The sequence below is a fragment of the Luteitalea sp. genome, assembly GCA_009377605.1.
GTDB lineage: Bacteria > Acidobacteriota > Vicinamibacteria > Vicinamibacterales > Vicinamibacteraceae > WHTT01.
Genome location: WHTT01000011.1, coordinates 25,534 through 40,856 on the forward strand (window position 1 = coordinate 25,534; position 15,323 = coordinate 40,856).

Consider the following 15,323-nt stretch of genomic DNA (forward strand, 5'->3'; position numbering starts at 1 on the left):
CGCTAGTCTAGCGGCCCGTGGCGAAAGCGTTGCCTGTGAACTTTCAATTGGGCCGCATCACGAGCCGGGCGATGTACTCCACGACGCTCGAGACGAGCAGCCCGCTGCCCACGAGACCAACGATCCAGAGCATCGTCTCGCGGGCACCAGCCTGCAATCGCTCTCTGAGGTCGGCGTACCGCGCATCCAGCTGCCTCCCGAAAACGATGTGGCCCACGAGGAGCAGTACGGGCGGGAGGACGAAGATTGCGTTGTAGAGGACCAGCAGCGGCAGCCACCGCGCGATCGGCAGGTCGGCAGTCGTGAGAAGCGCGATCGCGCCGAAATACGGCACCGCCGTAGGCAGCTCCATTGTCGTCACCGTAACGCCGAGGAGGGCCAACGCGGGATATGTACTCGCGCTCGGCTCGACTCGCGGCGCTGACTTGGCTGTCGTTGGCGCCCGGATCGCGTAGAGCAGCATGGCGAGCCCGATGAGGCCCTGCACGATGAGCCCGAGTCTGCCGCCGCCCGTGCTCAATGACGGCAGCAGAGCGTCGATTCCCGACATCATCATCGCGCCCAGCGTCAGATAGGTCAGGAAGATCGCGGCGAGGTACACGACGACCTGCGCCGGCACGCGCTCGCGAGACAACAAGTAGAGGGTAACGACGATGGCAGACGGATTGATGCTGTCCACCAGGGCCAACGCGAGGAGGCTGAGCAGCACGTGCTGGACAGTTTAGCAGGCGATCCAGCTTCTGCTGGATCGCCTTGACCCGCCGCTTCTGCTCCGCGGTTCGGTCCTTCGCCTCGGCGCGCCGCTGCTCCCAGACGTAGAGAAGCCGGTCCTTGACGAGGCGCATGTACCCGGGCGTCGGCTGCAGGAGCGCGAGTTCGTCGGCGAACGCGCCTTCGAGCACGGCCCTGCTGACGTTCACGGCGCGGCACGGCGCTGGCAGTGGTAGTACGCGTAGTGCCCGTTCCGGCCCTTCGACCAGCTGCCGGTGAGCGGTCGGCCGCACGCCTCGCAGCGGACGAAGCCACGTAGCGGAAAGTCCGGGTGATTCCGCTGGCGCGGACCGACCACCACGACACGGCCGTCGAGCACCGCCTGCGCGCGGTAGAGCGCGGCCTCATCGACGAGTGGCTCGAAGTTGCCCTGCGTCGACACGCCGTAGTCCGGGCGCTCGACCTTCCCAAGGTAGATCGGGTTCCGCACCATTTGGCCGAAGCTCTGCGGCGAGAGCGCGAGCCCCTTCCGGGTGGATTGAAGGGCCGATCAAGACACCCAGCGGCAGGACCGTCCGGTTCTGTTCGGTCTGGCAAGTGGACACTGGCACCGACGTGCCGCGATTCATTACCATGTATCCGAGGTAGGACATGCCCTTCGATATGTACGCCGACGTGATCCTGACCCGCGACGTCTCCGAGCGGGGGCTCCGTGCTGGCGATGTCGGCACCGTCGTGGAGCGCCACGTCGTCCCCGGTGTGCCTGAGGAAGGCTACTCGGTTGAGTTCTTCGACATGACCGGCAACACAGTGGCAGTGGTCACCCTGCCGGCGAGCGCCTTTCGCCTGCCTACTCCAGCCGATCGTCCGGCCGTCAGGGCGCTTAGCGCTTGAGCTGTCGGAGTCCTCAGACGGTACGTCCGCGGCCAGACAGCCGTTTCGTTCCAAGTCCCTGAGTACTCAATCGCGGCCGTCGAGGGCCTGCGCGGGAGCGGTTGATCTGTCGGGACGATTTGTTTTAGCATGTAGAACAAATGCCACGTGGAGATCTCCTTGGCTCGCTGGAGCACATCGTGCTCCTCGCGCTGGTGCGGCTCGAGGCAAACGCATATGGAATGACCATTCGCCGCGAAATCGAGGCGCGCACGGGCCGAAACCCCTCCATTGGAGCGGTGTACGCGACTCTCGACCGCCTCGAATCCAAGGGTTATGTCAGTTCGTCTCTTGGCCAGCCGACTGCTGAGCGTGGCGGACGAGCTAAGCGACTCTTCCGGATCGAAGCCGAGGGCAACCGGGCGCTCCGTGCCTCGCAGGACGCGATTCGGAAGATGACGCTCGGCCTCCCGAAAGGTTGGCGCACGGTATGAACCGTCGGACGCCGCCACCGATTGCGATTCGGCTGCTCGAGTCCGTCCTGCCGGAGAAAGACCGAGACGCCGTCGTCGGCGATCTCATCGAAGAGTCCGCGCTTCGCGCTGGCGCGTCGAATCGTGCAACCGCCATCTGGTGGTGTTGGTGGCAGGTCGCCCGTTCCATTCCACCGATGCTTTGGTCCGAGCTTCGACGCCGACGCAGCCTGGGTACTCTCGGCGTGGCAATGGCGGCATACGTCCTGGTCAGCGTGATCGAATTCCTGAGCACAGCCGCGATCTCGAACCTGTTTCATCCGGACGCTGGGCTGGCTCACGCCCTCGGCGCCATCGTGGGTCTGGCGACGATGGTGCTTGGCGGATACGTTGCCGCTGCGATTCGCCAAGGAGCTGCACTGACGCTGGCCGGAATCATCCTCATCGTTGTCATAGTGCTGTTCGTGACGATGCCGAACAGCGCTCCATTGTGGTACGGCGTCACATTCCTGATCGCCGGACCGGTGGCGGCGCTGGCGGGCGGCTGGTTGAACGTCACTCGGCGAAGCGGGCGGACTCATCGCGCCGCATAGACAAAGAAACACAGGAGGAGCGTATGACCAGACAGCAATTGCTGGACAAACGGGACTTCTTCAACCTGGTACACGGAATCACACTTCGCGCCATCGAGACGTTTGCCGACAACGAGCTCGACTTCCGTCCCAAGCCCGGGATGCGAACGCCACGAGAACTGATTTTTCACGTCTATGGTCAGGAGCAGGCCCTGGCGGAGGGTGCGCGAGACGGCTCGTTCACAATGGAGCTGGCAAACCGATCGAATCCGGAGGACCCATCCAGGACCGCTGCCGTCGTCGCACTAGCGACGGTGGCTGACGCTGTCGGATACGCTCGCACGTGTCACGACACCGCCGAACGTATCTTCAGAGCGATGTCAGAGGACGATGTCGTGCGCCCCGTGAACTCGCCGTTCGGAACCTATCCGGCTTGGCAATATCTGGTGTTCGCGTACGACGAGCATTGGCATCATCGAGGGCAGTTGTACACGTATTTGCGATTGCTCGACAAAGAGCCACCGATGCTCTACGACTACCAGGTCTCCGTCGGATAAGACCGTCCGCAAGTGGTCTCACGTGTAGGCGCAGCCGAAGCCGCCAACTTTGTAGACCAATTCCAGCGGAGATCGGATACCGAGCCCATGACGGCAGCCCTCATCACAATTGATGTTCGAACACGGCAACAATGGCGTGCCTGGTTGGTGAAGAACCACGCGTCGAGTCCGGGCATCTGGCTCGTCCGGCACAAGCAACACACCAGCGTCAGATCGATGCCCTATGAAGACCTCGTGCGCGAGGCGCTCTGCTTCGGGTGGATCGACAGTCTAGTCAAACGCCTGGACGACGATCGCTACGCGATCAAAGTCACGCCGCGCAAGCCGACGAGCAAGTGGTCAGACATCAACCGGAGACGCTGGAACGAACTGAAGGCCGCTGGCCTGCTTGCAGCCGCCGGGCACGTAGCGGCGCCCACGGAAAACAGCTATGCGCCAAAGCCGTCGATCCCGGAACTGCCCGCGTACGTTGCCAAAGCATTCAAGACGAACCTCAGGGCTTGGCAATACTTTCAGGCGCTTGCCCCGACGCACCGGCGTAATTTCGTCGTGTGGATTCACCTTGCGAAGCGCCCCGAGACTCGGGAGAGGCGTATTCGCGAGTCGATTGAACTGCTCTCGGCCGGCAAGAAGCTCGGTTTGAAGTAAACGGTGCTTTCGTGTGGGCCCAGTCAGCTCACGCCGCCAGCCTGATGCCGTCCACACGCCTCAGCCATGCATGAATCTGGTTCCACTGGTGAAGAGGGGTCGGACGTTGCCTGGCCAAGACCCGGGGTAGCCGATGCATCTTGGCTCACGATGTGAATAAGATGAGGATCCCATGAAACGATTTCTTCTCGCGGTGGCTGGGATCTCCCTGATGGGTGCGGCGCACGTCAATGGCGCCGAACCGCCGGTTCAGAGTGCGCAGGAGGCTCCTCAGCTAACTGCAACGAATCCGGAGTTGGAGTCACGCGACCAGCCCGTTGCAGAAGAGGATTTGCGGATTCTCGTGAAAGCAGCAGAGCTCCTCAGAAACGAGTCGGTCTGGAACCGGAACGACGACCGTGTCTGCGACGACGACGAGGCAACCGGAAAGCGAATGCCGATCGTTAAGATCAGGCCGGCGATGCCCGGCAGCGTCAGCGCCGCGCCGAAGTAGGCCAGGGCGCCGATCAGGATCGCCAGGTTGGCGACAACGACGATGACGGCGTTGATGCCTGCGCGGCGGTAGTAGACGAGCATGAACGCTGCGACGAGCATGAGTCCGCCCACCGAGGCGATGAGGCCAGCCTTGGCGGCGCTGGCGCCAAGCGTTGGACCGACATACTCCCCGCCGAGGGGCGTCATCGACACGGGCAGCGCGCCGGCCTGCAGCAGCAAGGCGAGGTCGGTGGCCTCCTGCATCGAGAATCCGCCACGGATGATGCCCTCGCCGCCGGAGATCGCGCTTTCGATGAAGGGCGCGGACTGCACCAGATCGTCGAGGACGATGGCGAGCTGACGTCCGATGTTCTCGGACGTCAGCTCGGCGAAGCGGCGTCCGCCGTCGGGCGTGAGCGAGAAGCCCACCGCGGGACGGCCGAAGTCGTCGCGCGTCACCCACGCGCGCCGGATGTCGCGGCCGCTGACCGCCGCCGCCGTCGACGGATCGTCGTCGACCAGTTTCCATTCGAGCTTCGCGGTCGCGCCCAGGATCGATCGGGCGCGCTCAACGTCGGTGAAGCCCGGCAACTGGATGAGGATCTCGTCCCGGAGGTCGCCCTGCACGGCGATCACCGGCTCGACGACGCCGAGGGCGTTGACGCGGCGGTCGATGGCCTCTTTCGCCTGCGCGACGACCTCGTCGCGCGTGAGGGTCGGGTCAACCGCGAGTGCCTCGCCGGCGTTGACCCGGAGCACGAACTGCACGCCGCCCTTCAGATCGAGTCCGAGCAGCAGCCGCTTCTGAGTGAGGAACCGTGGGCCAGACCACCCGAGCTCGTCCGCCAACGGCGGGAACCATGCGAAGGCGGACATCCCGATGACGACGGCGAGAATGACGATGAGCTTCCAGCGCAAACTGCGAGGCATGAACCCCTCCTGTGCTGACACGAAGACACACGACGACTGGCAACGGCGTGCGCAAAGGAGGGATCAGATGAGGAGGGGGAAGGAGCGGGGCTTCGTGGTGACGTCCGGGAGGACGGGTGCCGGGACAGTAAGCGTGAAGACAGCCTGGGCAGGGCGCACGTGGCGGCTCAGCCCGGAGTGAGGCAGCGTCTGCACTGTGCTCGACGCGGTCGCCGCCGCGCTCCCGATCGCAGGTAACGCCGGGTCGGGGGCGGGTTGACCGGCGAGCTGGCCGGACGAACCGGCGCTTCCGTGCGGCTCGGTCGAACGGCTAACTTCAGGGCGGAGCCCGGCGAGGGCCAGGATCGCCAGAGCGGCCACGATCAGGGTGAGACGTATCCGCACAGGAACATCTTGATCGTAGTGTGGAGGCTGAGCGTGGTCAAGCAAGCACCTCAGGCGGTCATCGACGCTCATCTGCCCGAATCCCGAGCGATGGGCGCTGCGAGCCCTGCTGAATGCCCTTAGGGTCCGGTAAGAAATAAGGTTGACATTCTGGCCGCCGATGCATCCCGACTGGCTGCGTTGCTCGTCGGTCACATACGGCCTGTAGGCTCCCTCCTCGCGCCTTGCCAGCCGGGCGCCTCGACGCCCAGAATGTCAACCTTATTTCTTACCGGACCCTTAGAGCTTGTAATAAAACCCTGACCGGCACGAACCGCGAAAGTTCGTCACCCGACGAGTGCGACTCGCACTTGTCCTCGGCGCAACCCTAAACATTGGGCGACTCTGCGCGATGTGTCGTTCTTTACATGTCGCCCCGGAAATCATAGAAGACACGAATGAGGTTGCCGTCAAGATCGGCGGCCATAAACTCGCGCAGCTTCCACGGTTTGTCCTCGGGCTCGGAAGCGATGTTCGCACGTGCGGGGTCAACGTCGGAGGTCATAGGACCTTCCGACCTACCACGCTCGCCGAACAACTGAAGCACCTCGATGCCGTCAACATCGGCGCGGCGGGCACCTTCGTGATCCGGCGGCCAGTCACCCGGCCGCAACTCCGCGCCGAATTGGCACGCAGGCTTCCCTTTGATGCCGAGATCATGATCTGCCCGGGACGCGAGATTGTCAGGCTGATGTCTCAGAATCATTTCGCGGACCAGCCCGTGCGACCCGACATCGTCCGCTTCGTGAGCGTCCTGTCCAAACGCCCCCGCTAGAAAACCACGCAATTGTTCAACACACCGCTCTCGGAAGTCCTCTCTTGGTGACGGTTGGCTTGCAATGATTCAGACTGGGCCGTTATTGGCTGCGATGCGGTACCTGCGGTCTATTTCAACAGAGGCGGGACAGGGTTTTGAGTCGTCACTCCCTGACACACCGTACGGAAACTGCCATCTGCTTCTCGCCACCGCTTTGACGATGGAGAGCTTGCCCGCCTCGACCAAAGTTGTAGAACCATCCACTGGCCGGATCACTCTCTGATGCCGTCCAGTAGAATCCGTGGGCTTCCAATCGTGCATACTGGCCATCATCGGAGCGGCCACCGCCGAGCAAGGCATTGAATCCCGAGCTGCCTCCGGCCAAGAGCGCCTTGTACGCCGCTTTACCCCTGTCATCCGAGTCCTCGCTGACGCCACCGTAGTGCTTCGCGATCTCCCGCCATTCGTCGTCAGTCGGCAATCGCCATCCATCTCCCAATGATTGACATCCTCGCCGCGCCGACTCCCACGTGTACAAACGGCCATACCGACGGCAATTCAGTTCCGCATCTTCGTAGCAATAGGACGGCATAGTGTTGACGTCCAGATTATCTGTCGTCCACTGTTTGCCGTCCGCCGTCCGCTTGGAGGAATACGTCGTGCCAGACGCTTTCTGGTCTTGCGCTGAACGGCGCTCCAAGGAGACGCTCACAGACCCGAACGCAGTGCTCAGTGCGATTGACACGACACAAACGTGAATCGGCCTGGTCTTGTCCTGAACGCTAGTCATGAACGACCTTTCACCGCGTGCTGAGCCATTCTACATGCGACGCCTGCGCTTCTCACCAACCTGCGGGCCAGCAAACGGATCGGGCACCGAGAAGGTCCCGCCTAACGCCGTAGGCTCTACGTTTGCGCTTGGCGAACCGCGGAACTCGCAGGCTCGAGCGCGCTTTTGGAACCCCTCGAGCCTTCTCAGCCAGGTGGCTTCTTCTGTCCTTCTCGATGCCGATGGGCAGCTTGTCGGGAAAGCAGCGAACGTCCGCTGCCGGCCGGCCCCGAAGGCGAGGTTCGGGTAGTCCTCCGGCTGCAGGTAGTTGTCGCGGATCAGGCAGAAGAACCGCCACTTGTCATCGGCCGGGCTCAACCACCAGTAGCGCCGGTCGCCCAGGATCGCGTCGAGGATCATCACGCGCTCGACCATGCGACCGATGATGCGAAGCCGCCGGTTCCGGTTGTCCGCCTGGCCGATCGCTTCGTAGAGCGGCTTGTGGTGGACGTGGTACAGCCTTCCGCGCCGAACCGGTCCTGGCTCGATGGCCCGGACGAGTCCCTGGCCCACGAGACGGGCCATGAGCTCGCGGCTGTTCTGGCCACGCACGGTCCCGGTGAAGGCGCAGTACTGCCGCTCCAGAAAGCAGCCAGAGTGGACCATCACGGTCACGAGGAACTCGCGCTGCCGCTGCGTGAACCCGAAGCCGGCCAGCGCGTTGACGCGAGTCTCGGTGACGCTGTCGTCGATATCGTGGGGTGGGTATTCGTGCGTCACAGGAACTCCTCCATCCCCCGCGGGCGCGGGCCAGACCGTCCACCACCACCTCCGCGCGAGCCGACGGCGTAGATGCGAAAGCCCGTCTGGGCGTGGCTGGCGGCATGGGCGCCGCGGTAGTGTTCCGTGAACAACTCGACGTCCTGGTGGTGCTCGCGCCCGTCGACCTCGTATTCGATGCGGTAGTCCGGGAAGTGGACCTGCCCGTCGAAGTACGGCAGGTCGTGTTCGCGCGCCCACGCGCGAATCTCGTGCTCGTCGCGGTCCGGACGGCCGTCGCTGTCGGCGCGTCCGCGGTTGTGCGCTTGAAGGAACTCCTGGTATTCGCGCTTCAGGTCCTGTTCGAGGACGACGCGCCGAATCTCGGGCCCGTCGTGTTCGTCGCGGAGACGGGCCTCCTCCTGGCGATACGTCGCGTAGAGGTTCGAGTCGTGCTCGACTTCGCGCTCACGGCTCACCCCGGCATAGAACGTCTGTGAGGGCTCGTCGTCGCGGTCCATCGAATGCGAATCGAGCAGGTCGCGCCCCTCGCGCGTGAGCGTCAGACCGCGCTCGTCGTCGCCCAGATCCACCGTCTCGACAAGGCCCTCGTCACGCAGGTGTTCGAGCGTCCCGTGGTCGATGTCGAGATCGTGCTCGGGCACGACCCGGAAGGCGCCGACGGCGGCCAGCGTGCGGCTGTCCTCGCCGTCCAGCTCGTAGACGTGCTCGCGAACCACGACCAGCTCGCGCTCGTCGCCGCGCGGCAGGTCGAGGTCACGCATCAGGCCCTCGCGCGGGTCATCGTCGCGGTCCCGTTCGTCGTAAACGCGCGCGCGGCCGTCCTCCCACCCGTCAAGGTCGCGCGCGGCATCTCGCGGATCGAACATGGCTGCCTCCCGACATAGCGGTTCCGTTGGGTTGTCCGTGAAGGCGCCTAGGCAGTGGCTGCGAGGGGCGATTCAGGAAGGCGCTGAACGTTCGGGGCGGTGCGCCGCGCGGCGTTCAGGGCGTGGTCTGTGGGAACCCGGGCTCGGGGCCGCCGGGGCAACCGAGCGATGGGTTCGGCCCGCGTGCGTCAGATCAGCACGGAAACGGGACGGCAGCCGACCGTCGCTGCTTGGAACGTTTATACTGCGCGGGCTCCGGCAGCGCAAGCCGCCATCCAAGAGCCTGAAAAGCCGTGCATAATGTTCAGGTTACGTGGTCCGAAGAGGGCATCGCCCTTGACGCGCCAAGTCCCCCTGTGCGATGCTCTTGACAATGCCGGTGGAGCAATCTACGCGGCACGCTCGATGAAGGCCGTAAATTCAGGCCTTCAACGGGACTGACTCCTCGCCAATGAGCCTTCTCCGGCCACAGGGTTGCCGTGAGAAGGACGACGGGGAATCGGCTTGAAGCACCCAACAGGATCGGGAAGGTGATTTCGGATATGAAACCGAAACCCTTTCCCGAAACATTAGGGAGTGCGACATGTCGATTCCAGCCGACGAGCGGGTGCAGACCGCCCGCCAAGTCCTCGTAGACATCCTCAAAGAGAACGGGCCACAGCTCGGTGCGAAGCTGAAGGTTAGGCTGACGAGCGCGTTGGGCCAGCGCTTGGGCCTCCCGGCGGACGCTTGGCACGGCCTAGTGCCGAAGCTTTCGCACTTTCTCGCCGCCAACTCAGATCTCGTCGACGTGCTTCGACCGGCAGGCCCAGGCGATATTCGCGTCTCTCTCCGCGACGCAGCGGCGGGCCGACCGCATATCGAGGTGGAGTCCACCAAGGTGTGGTACCGCCCCGACGCTTGGACGGCATTCGTCAACCCCGACCCGAACCGACGCCGGTTCTTTCACCGGCAGCGGCACGAGATCGTACACTTCTCGACCCAATCGACGGCGCCCCAGAATCCGCAATTGGCCGACCGCGTCGCAAGGGACCCGCAGTTCGTCGAGATCCAGTTCGCTGGCGCAGAGGAGCAGCAAGCCTGGCTCCGCGAGTTCCTCGACACGACGCCTCTCATCTCGGAAGCCCACAAGCGAGTCGCACGACACTTCGTCGACGTGCCCTTCGATAGCTCGATCAACGCTGCGTTCGCCGCATCTCTGGGCCCACACGGCGACGCTTGGAGGCGGTTCCGGGCGAAGAAGGTGGACGACTTCGTGATCGCGTGGGCAGAGCGCAACGCGGTCGACCTAGACACGCTGAAGCGATTTCCCGAACCCGGCCCGTTGGCCGCACACCCAACGGTGGACACAATGCTGGCGAGTCCGTCCGAGCCTCAGGCCGCCCATGCGACGGCCGGCGGTGATCCGCGTTCAGCGCTCCTGAAATTCATCGCGTCCCTGGAGGACTCCGAACTGCGACAGGTCCTGATACCGCTTTCGGCCGTCGAGCGGATTCTTCGGCCGCGTTCCTAGCCTTGCCGGCGACCACGCATGCCGTCCGCGGTGATCGTCGTCGGTGCCGTCGAGGGAGTTCGGCGCGACCTTGAGAGACATCTTGGCGACAGAGCTTACTTGCTCGTTCTCCGTCTCGCCCGACAAGGTGGGTTCCGCCTCGAAGCGCACCCGCAGGCAGCAGTGCAAATGCTTGAAGCCGCAGCGGACCGCGCCGACGGCCTCGCAGACGTCTTGATTGTAGTGCTGCCGTACGCCGCATGCCCGACGGAGCTCAACGATACGATCGTGGCGCTTGAGGAACTCGGCGCGAGCGTGATGCGCCCGCAGCCAGGCGCAGGGCGCTGGCCATCGAGGCCGCGCGCACTTGATGCCCGATTCCAAGCGGCGCTGCGGGATGCGCTACGGGCCGCAATTGACAGCTGGCTCCCCGGCGAACCGCCGCCGGAGACCGTGACGGAGGCCGTGGCACGCGCCCGCGTGGACTTTGCTGAGACGCTTCACATTCCTGAGAACGTCACGATCGAGACAAGGCTCGACGGCGCGTTCTGGTACGGTGTGCTCAGCGCCTTACACGACCTGTGCGAGATCGAGCGACGCGGCGAAGCCACCAGTAAGCGGGATGTCTTGCGGAGCTGCCTGGGCGTTCGCATCGGCATTCCAAAGCGAACCTACAAGATCGCGGACACTGGCGTCTTCGCGGTCCATCCTGGAACCGGGGAACGGATTGAACTGCGAGAGCGGGTTCACCTCGTAGAAGGGCGTCCTGCGGAGACGGAGAGCCTGTACTGGATAACGTTCGGTGAAGCTCAGGCTTCGTTCCGATACCTCATCGGCCGCATCGGCCGACACGCGTGATATCTGAACTTCGACAGCCCCGCTGCCACCAATCGCAGTGCCGAGCGGGAGGGGACGTCACTTCGGAATCGTGACCTTCAGTCCTGGCAAGAACAGGTCGATGGGGTTGTCGTCCTGCTTGTCGGTTCCCTTTGTGATCGCGGCAACATGTTCACGCAACTCGCTCCGACCGGCCTCGAAGCGGTCCATGATGGTGTACGGGTCTGATGTGTCCACGATGATCGTCCGCCCTTGGGAAACGTCGAATGGTATCTTGTCGCCCTTGCGGATCACCTGAATTGTTGGCAGCTTGAATGCATGCCTGACACCGAGTTCGTAGAAGGCGTTCGGGTTGTTGAAGGACAGGTCGGCGATGCACAGTTTCGAGAAGGCGATGTACTCGATCACCTGCTTGGTGATGATTCCCGGCTTCGTGATCTTGTCGGCGCGAACGGCACGCAGACCGGCCTGCTCCAACACGGGAGCCAGCAAGTGCTTCAAGACTGCGTCAGAGTGCTTGCGTTCCACCGAATCGTCATTGCCGATCGGCGTGATCACAAAGCACACGGTGTCCCAGTCCTCTTGGTCACCCACCGACGAAGTGGAGACGCCTGTGGTGTCATCAACCTCTGACGCCACCGATAAGGGTGCCTTAGGTGAGCTTGAAGGCAATGGGAACGCGGCATCCGAGAAAGCAAGACTCTCCTTGCCGTCCTTCGTGACGAGTGCTCCTGCGTACTTGGCGTTCTCCCTCAGGATGCCGATGGCTTCCTTCGTCCTTTCCCGCGGCACTTCGTAGCGAGTCTCAAGGACATTCTGGAAGAGTTCATCGCTCGGGATCGTTGAACCGTTGTAGTCGGTGTAAAATCGGCTCAGGACCGACGGCGTGAAGAGCGCCTTCTTGACGCCCTCTTCGCGTTCGCCGTCGTACGTTGGTGCCAGGATCTTGCGACCTGTTTCGCCCAACGAGTACGTGTTGCCCTCGTGCTTCAGGACAAGCCCGTAGGCAACCGCAGACCACAACGGGTACCGATTCATCGGGTTCTTCTCGGACACACCCAGCGCACTCGCGATTTCGGGCCAAGAAGTCGGCTTGCCAGCGTACGTGTCCCGAATGACCGTGGCCACGCGCAGAGCGTCTTCGAGCGTCCTTCGGGGGAGGGCTTCCGACGAGACGACCGTGTGAGCCTTCTCTCCAGCGCGCGTTCCGCCGGTTTGCCTTGGTCGCTTGGGCGCGACGGCCTTCTTGGCCATTTGAGATCCTCCGGCTTCTGAGAACGGCTGAGATGATAGCTCAGCGCGACGGACTCCGTGCCGAAAAAGGACCCGGTGAGGGCTCGACACTGGGCGGTGTGGATATCGGGACACAAGCCGGGATCGACGTGCCGGTGGCCTTGGATTACGCCACCCGCCGCAACCCCTCAACCTGCCGCAACCACTCGTCGAGCTGGTTCCAACTCGCGAAGATGCGGCTCACTAGATAGGTCCTGACGCCGAAGTGACGATCGATTGGCGGGCACCTACATCGCTCGACCCTGGGCGACTCTGTGGGAGCCAAGCCAAGTGTCGGCAACCAGGAATCTACGGCAGTGGCCCACAATGGCATGTTGAGCACCATGATCCGCCAGATCGCACCCCAGTTCTTCACCACGGACATCCAGGCGACGCTCGACTACTACAGGGAGAAGCTCGGCTTCCAGTGTCTTGGCACTTGGCACAATCCGCCGGTCTACGCCATTGTCGCGCGCGACCAGCACGCCATTCACGTTCGCCACGCCCAGCCGCCTACGCCGAATCCTGACAAATACGCGGACGAGCTCCTCGACGCTTACCTATTCATTGAGGACGCGGACGCGCTCTACGCCGAGTATGCCGCCCGCGGCGTCGAATTCACGCGAGGCCTTGCGAACATGCCCTGGCACTCCCGCGAATTCGTCGTGAAAGACTGTGACGGCCGCCTACTCGCCTTCGGTGCGAATCCTGAGTAGCGATCTGACGAAGGAATCAAGAGCGTCATGATTCGACTCGTGAGCCCAGGAGGTGCGGGCAAAACCACCGTAGGACTCCCATTGGCCAACCGACTGGGCATCCCGTTCATCGACCTCGACGAGCACCCTTGGCGACTTGTTAGCGGGGGTTAACCCGCCGCTACCTCGCTCCGGACTTGTCCGAGATGCCGACTTCTCGCCCACTGACGGAAGCATCCATAAAACACTCCCACGTCAGCGAGGACCTATCTGTGAGCAGGCAGCATCTCGAGATCGGCCGCTCTAGAGACAACTGCCGTCCACGGCTACAGGTCAACGCTGAGCGATAACGAACAGCGTTCGGTTATCGGGGCGGTCGAGTGTCTGCATGTGGTTGAGCGATTGTCTGCAGCGTTTGTGCCGTGAGACTCGACTAGTCTGTGAGGAGCAGATGGACTCGAAGAACGATGTAGAACTCGTCCACTTGGCAAGGGCAGGAAATCGGGATGCATATGGCGAACTGATCCGGCGTTATCAACACTCGATCTGGGGTTAGGCGTGCCTTCTGGTCAATGATCGGTTCGAGGCCGAGGATATGGCACAGGAAGCTTTCCTCCGCGCGTGGCTGAATCTCGACCTTCTGAGTGACCCCGCGAAGTTCGCGGCGTGGCTTCGCCGCATTGTTTTCGGCGTTTCCATTGACTGGCTGCGCGTGTTTCGGCCGGACCTTTACCGGTTAACGGATGTCAAAACCGAATTGGAGCTTTCCGGACAATCGGATCACACCGAATCCGCCATCGAGCGGCTCGAGGCAATCGAGCTGCGGCAGCGGATTTGGGACGCAGTCGGGTGCCTGCCTCCGCGATACCGGCTGCCGCTGACGCTGTTTCACCTCGACGGTCTCAGCCACAGCAAGGTGGCCGAAGCGCTCGGTGTATCCGTGAGCACGGCCCGGTCGCTGATGACGCGCGCCCGGCAGAAACTGCAACCGATGCTTGCTTCCTATGCTGCAGAAGTCCTTCCGGCGTTGGAAGACGTATTCAGGGAACAGACGATTGTGGAATCCGCCATGCTGCATGTCACTGATGGTGAGTCCGTAGCAGGGACGCTGAGGGAATCTGCGATACCTGGCGACGTTTCCGTATATGGCGACTTGATGTACGAAGGACCGGCGCCTGCTGGTCTTGACGATGAAGCGTGGTTCGACATCCGCGCCCACTTCATCGTCGAGGCCGGTTACACCACTCTCGAGGAGGCTCGGCAATACCTGAAAGCTTATGAGAATACACTCGCTGCTTTCTCCCAAAACGACGAAGTCGTCATGTGGCTCGACAATAAGCTGTCGAACCAGTTGATCCTCATCAAGGTGCTCGACTGGTTCAGTCGCCGGCATTTAGGCGGCGTAAAGCTGAGCCTCATTTGCATCGGGCGCTACCCCGGCCTGGATCATTTCGTCGGGCTTGGAGCACTGACTGCGGACCAACTGGCGTCGCTGGCCGACACGCGCCTACCGGTCGGTGAAGCGCAGTATGGAACCGCGCAGGCGGCGTGGAATGCATTCACATCGCCGGATCCCAGGGAGATCGAGCGTTTCATCGCGATCGACACGTCCGCCTTACCGTTTATTGCCGCGGCGCTGCGCCGTCATCTGGAACAGTTTCCCTCTGTCGACAACGGATTGTCCCGCACGGAGCGGCAGGCTCTTTCGGTCCTTCGTGAGCGTGGTCCGCTCTCCGGAGGACAGCTCTTCGTCGCGGTGCAGCGTCAGGAGGAGCAGGTCTTCATGGGGGACGACTCGTTTTATCGAATGATGTCCGATCTGTCTGAAGCTCGGCATCCGCTCCTTCAGATATCGGACACGCCGCAACACGGCCTGGGTAACGTCACGATCACAGAAGCAGGACGAAACGTCATTGAAGGTCGAGCAGACCAGGTCGGCTTAAACGGCATCGATCGATGGCTCGGCGGTGTCCATCTGAAGGGCAACAAGGCCGCTTGGCGGTGGGATCGCGCGTCCGAACGGCTTGTCAGCCATCGATAGCTCAAGCACCTTGCCGTATTCACTGGACGATTGTCGCCATCTGGCGACTTTCCCAGGCATGATCTGGGAACTGACGTTTACGAGGACAGACCTACCCTTGTCGCCCAGACTTTGCTGATTCGACGCACGCGTGAACGCCAATGGTCGTAT

At 62.7% G+C, this 15,323-nt stretch carries 18 protein-coding genes and 1 pseudogene; 10 read left to right on the forward strand and 9 right to left on the reverse strand.

Annotated elements, in window-relative coordinates; all coding sequences use genetic code 11:
- Nucleotides 1-43: 43 nt before the first annotated feature.
- On the reverse strand, nucleotides 44-709 hold the full coding sequence (locus tag GEV06_05395; GenBank protein MPZ17332.1) for a hypothetical protein: 666 nt from the start codon (nucleotides 707-709) through the stop codon (nucleotides 44-46).
- A gap of 207 nt (nucleotides 710-916) precedes the next feature.
- A complete protein-coding gene (locus GEV06_05400) occupies nucleotides 917-1,204 on the reverse strand; it encodes a hypothetical protein (protein MPZ17333.1) in 288 nt (95 codons plus the stop codon).
- A 158-nt stretch (nucleotides 1,205-1,362) separates the two neighbouring features.
- On the opposite strand from GEV06_05400, the gene GEV06_05405 reads away from it, so the two are divergent.
- The 5 genes from GEV06_05405 to GEV06_05425 all read left to right on the forward strand — a co-directional run bounded on the left by GEV06_05405 (nucleotide 1,363) and on the right by GEV06_05425 (nucleotide 3,834).
- Nucleotides 1,363-1,605, forward strand: coding sequence for a DUF4926 domain-containing protein (locus tag GEV06_05405; GenBank protein MPZ17334.1), 243 nt, complete (start codon nucleotides 1,363-1,365; stop codon nucleotides 1,603-1,605).
- Between the two features lie 140 nt (nucleotides 1,606-1,745).
- The gene (locus GEV06_05410; GenBank protein ID MPZ17335.1) at nucleotides 1,746-2,078 is read left to right on the forward strand and encodes a PadR family transcriptional regulator; all 333 of its coding nucleotides are present in this window, start codon (nucleotides 1,746-1,748) and stop codon (nucleotides 2,076-2,078) included.
- Complete coding sequence (locus GEV06_05415) at nucleotides 2,075-2,650, forward strand: hypothetical protein (protein ID MPZ17336.1); 576 nt, start codon at nucleotides 2,075-2,077, stop codon at nucleotides 2,648-2,650. The genes GEV06_05410 and GEV06_05415 overlap by 4 nt, the downstream gene beginning before the upstream one ends.
- A 23-nt stretch (nucleotides 2,651-2,673) precedes the next feature.
- Nucleotides 2,674-3,186 (forward strand): DUF664 domain-containing protein, encoded by a 513-nt coding sequence (locus tag GEV06_05420; protein ID MPZ17337.1) that lies wholly within the window; start codon nucleotides 2,674-2,676, stop codon nucleotides 3,184-3,186.
- Between the two features lie 87 nt (nucleotides 3,187-3,273).
- On the forward strand, nucleotides 3,274-3,834 hold the full coding sequence (locus tag GEV06_05425) for a hypothetical protein (protein MPZ17338.1): 561 nt from the start codon (nucleotides 3,274-3,276) through the stop codon (nucleotides 3,832-3,834).
- 270 nt (nucleotides 3,835-4,104) lie between these two features.
- Here the strand turns inward: GEV06_05425 and GEV06_05430 are convergent, their stop codons facing one another.
- From GEV06_05430 to GEV06_05455, 6 genes and pseudogenes are all read right to left on the reverse strand, one after another.
- Nucleotides 4,105-5,238: a hypothetical protein gene (locus GEV06_05430; protein MPZ17339.1), complete on the reverse strand. Its 1,134-nt coding sequence runs from the start codon at nucleotides 5,236-5,238 to the stop codon at nucleotides 4,105-4,107.
- A 63-nt stretch (nucleotides 5,239-5,301) separates the two neighbouring features.
- The gene (locus GEV06_05435; protein MPZ17340.1) at nucleotides 5,302-5,622 is read right to left on the reverse strand and encodes a hypothetical protein; all 321 of its coding nucleotides are present in this window, start codon (nucleotides 5,620-5,622) and stop codon (nucleotides 5,302-5,304) included.
- Between the two features lie 403 nt (nucleotides 5,623-6,025).
- A pseudogene (locus GEV06_05440) lies at nucleotides 6,026-6,145 on the reverse strand (bleomycin resistance family protein).
- A 436-nt stretch (nucleotides 6,146-6,581) separates the two neighbouring features.
- Entirely contained in the window at nucleotides 6,582-7,208 is a 627-nt protein-coding gene (locus GEV06_05445; GenBank protein MPZ17341.1) for a DUF1566 domain-containing protein, read from the reverse strand.
- A gap of 30 nt (nucleotides 7,209-7,238) precedes the next feature.
- Nucleotides 7,239-7,967, reverse strand: a complete 729-nt coding sequence (locus GEV06_05450; GenBank protein MPZ17342.1) for a hypothetical protein — start codon at nucleotides 7,965-7,967, stop codon at nucleotides 7,239-7,241.
- On the reverse strand, nucleotides 7,964-8,836 hold the full coding sequence (locus GEV06_05455) for a hypothetical protein (protein ID MPZ17343.1): 873 nt from the start codon (nucleotides 8,834-8,836) through the stop codon (nucleotides 7,964-7,966). The genes GEV06_05450 and GEV06_05455 overlap by 4 nt, the downstream gene beginning before the upstream one ends.
- A 583-nt stretch (nucleotides 8,837-9,419) precedes the next feature.
- Here GEV06_05455 and GEV06_05460 point away from each other — a divergent pair.
- The gene (locus GEV06_05460) at nucleotides 9,420-10,349 is read left to right on the forward strand and encodes a hypothetical protein (GenBank protein MPZ17344.1); all 930 of its coding nucleotides are present in this window, start codon (nucleotides 9,420-9,422) and stop codon (nucleotides 10,347-10,349) included.
- An 18-nt stretch (nucleotides 10,350-10,367) separates the two neighbouring features.
- Nucleotides 10,368-11,186, forward strand: coding sequence for a hypothetical protein (locus GEV06_05465; GenBank protein ID MPZ17345.1), 819 nt, complete (start codon nucleotides 10,368-10,370; stop codon nucleotides 11,184-11,186).
- A 57-nt stretch (nucleotides 11,187-11,243) separates the two neighbouring features.
- Here the strand turns inward: GEV06_05465 and GEV06_05470 are convergent, their stop codons facing one another.
- On the reverse strand, nucleotides 11,244-12,419 hold the full coding sequence (locus GEV06_05470; GenBank protein MPZ17346.1) for a hypothetical protein: 1,176 nt from the start codon (nucleotides 12,417-12,419) through the stop codon (nucleotides 11,244-11,246).
- 362 nt (nucleotides 12,420-12,781) lie between these two features.
- On the opposite strand from GEV06_05470, the gene GEV06_05475 reads away from it, so the two are divergent.
- From GEV06_05475 to GEV06_05485, 3 genes are all read left to right on the forward strand, one after another.
- The gene (locus GEV06_05475; protein ID MPZ17347.1) at nucleotides 12,782-13,153 is read left to right on the forward strand and encodes a bleomycin resistance protein; all 372 of its coding nucleotides are present in this window, start codon (nucleotides 12,782-12,784) and stop codon (nucleotides 13,151-13,153) included.
- Nucleotides 13,154-13,180: 27 nt separating this feature from the next.
- On the forward strand, nucleotides 13,181-13,306 hold the full coding sequence (locus tag GEV06_05480; GenBank protein MPZ17348.1) for a hypothetical protein: 126 nt from the start codon (nucleotides 13,181-13,183) through the stop codon (nucleotides 13,304-13,306).
- Between the two features lie 421 nt (nucleotides 13,307-13,727).
- Nucleotides 13,728-15,173 (forward strand): sigma-70 family RNA polymerase sigma factor, encoded by a 1,446-nt coding sequence (locus GEV06_05485; protein ID MPZ17349.1) that lies wholly within the window; start codon nucleotides 13,728-13,730, stop codon nucleotides 15,171-15,173.
- Nucleotides 15,174-15,323 lie beyond the last annotated feature (150 nt).

Coding starts and splice junctions, on each gene's coding strand:
- GEV06_05400 (MPZ17333.1), bottom strand. CDS start 1,204: ATGGTGCGGAACCCGATCTACCTTGGGAAGGTCGAGCGCCCGGACTAC.
- GEV06_05405 (MPZ17334.1), top strand. CDS start 1,363: ATGCCCTTCGATATGTACGCCGACGTGATCCTGACCCGCGACGTCTCC.
- GEV06_05410 (MPZ17335.1), top strand. CDS start 1,746: ATGCCACGTGGAGATCTCCTTGGCTCGCTGGAGCACATCGTGCTCCTC.
- GEV06_05415 (MPZ17336.1), top strand. CDS start 2,075: ATGAACCGTCGGACGCCGCCACCGATTGCGATTCGGCTGCTCGAGTCC.
- GEV06_05420 (MPZ17337.1), top strand. CDS start 2,674: ATGACCAGACAGCAATTGCTGGACAAACGGGACTTCTTCAACCTGGTA.
- GEV06_05425 (MPZ17338.1), top strand. CDS start 3,274: ATGACGGCAGCCCTCATCACAATTGATGTTCGAACACGGCAACAATGG.
- GEV06_05430 (MPZ17339.1), bottom strand. CDS start 5,238: ATGCCTCGCAGTTTGCGCTGGAAGCTCATCGTCATTCTCGCCGTCGTC.
- GEV06_05445 (MPZ17341.1), bottom strand. CDS start 7,208: ATGACTAGCGTTCAGGACAAGACCAGGCCGATTCACGTTTGTGTCGTG.
- GEV06_05455 (MPZ17343.1), bottom strand. CDS start 8,836: ATGTTCGATCCGCGAGATGCCGCGCGCGACCTTGACGGGTGGGAGGAC.
- GEV06_05460 (MPZ17344.1), top strand. CDS start 9,420: ATGTCGATTCCAGCCGACGAGCGGGTGCAGACCGCCCGCCAAGTCCTC.
- GEV06_05465 (MPZ17345.1), top strand. CDS start 10,368: ATGCCGTCCGCGGTGATCGTCGTCGGTGCCGTCGAGGGAGTTCGGCGC.
- GEV06_05470 (MPZ17346.1), bottom strand. CDS start 12,419: ATGGCCAAGAAGGCCGTCGCGCCCAAGCGACCAAGGCAAACCGGCGGA.
- GEV06_05475 (MPZ17347.1), top strand. CDS start 12,782: ATGATCCGCCAGATCGCACCCCAGTTCTTCACCACGGACATCCAGGCG.
- GEV06_05480 (MPZ17348.1), top strand. CDS start 13,181: ATGATTCGACTCGTGAGCCCAGGAGGTGCGGGCAAAACCACCGTAGGA.
- GEV06_05485 (MPZ17349.1), top strand. CDS start 13,728: ATGGCACAGGAAGCTTTCCTCCGCGCGTGGCTGAATCTCGACCTTCTG.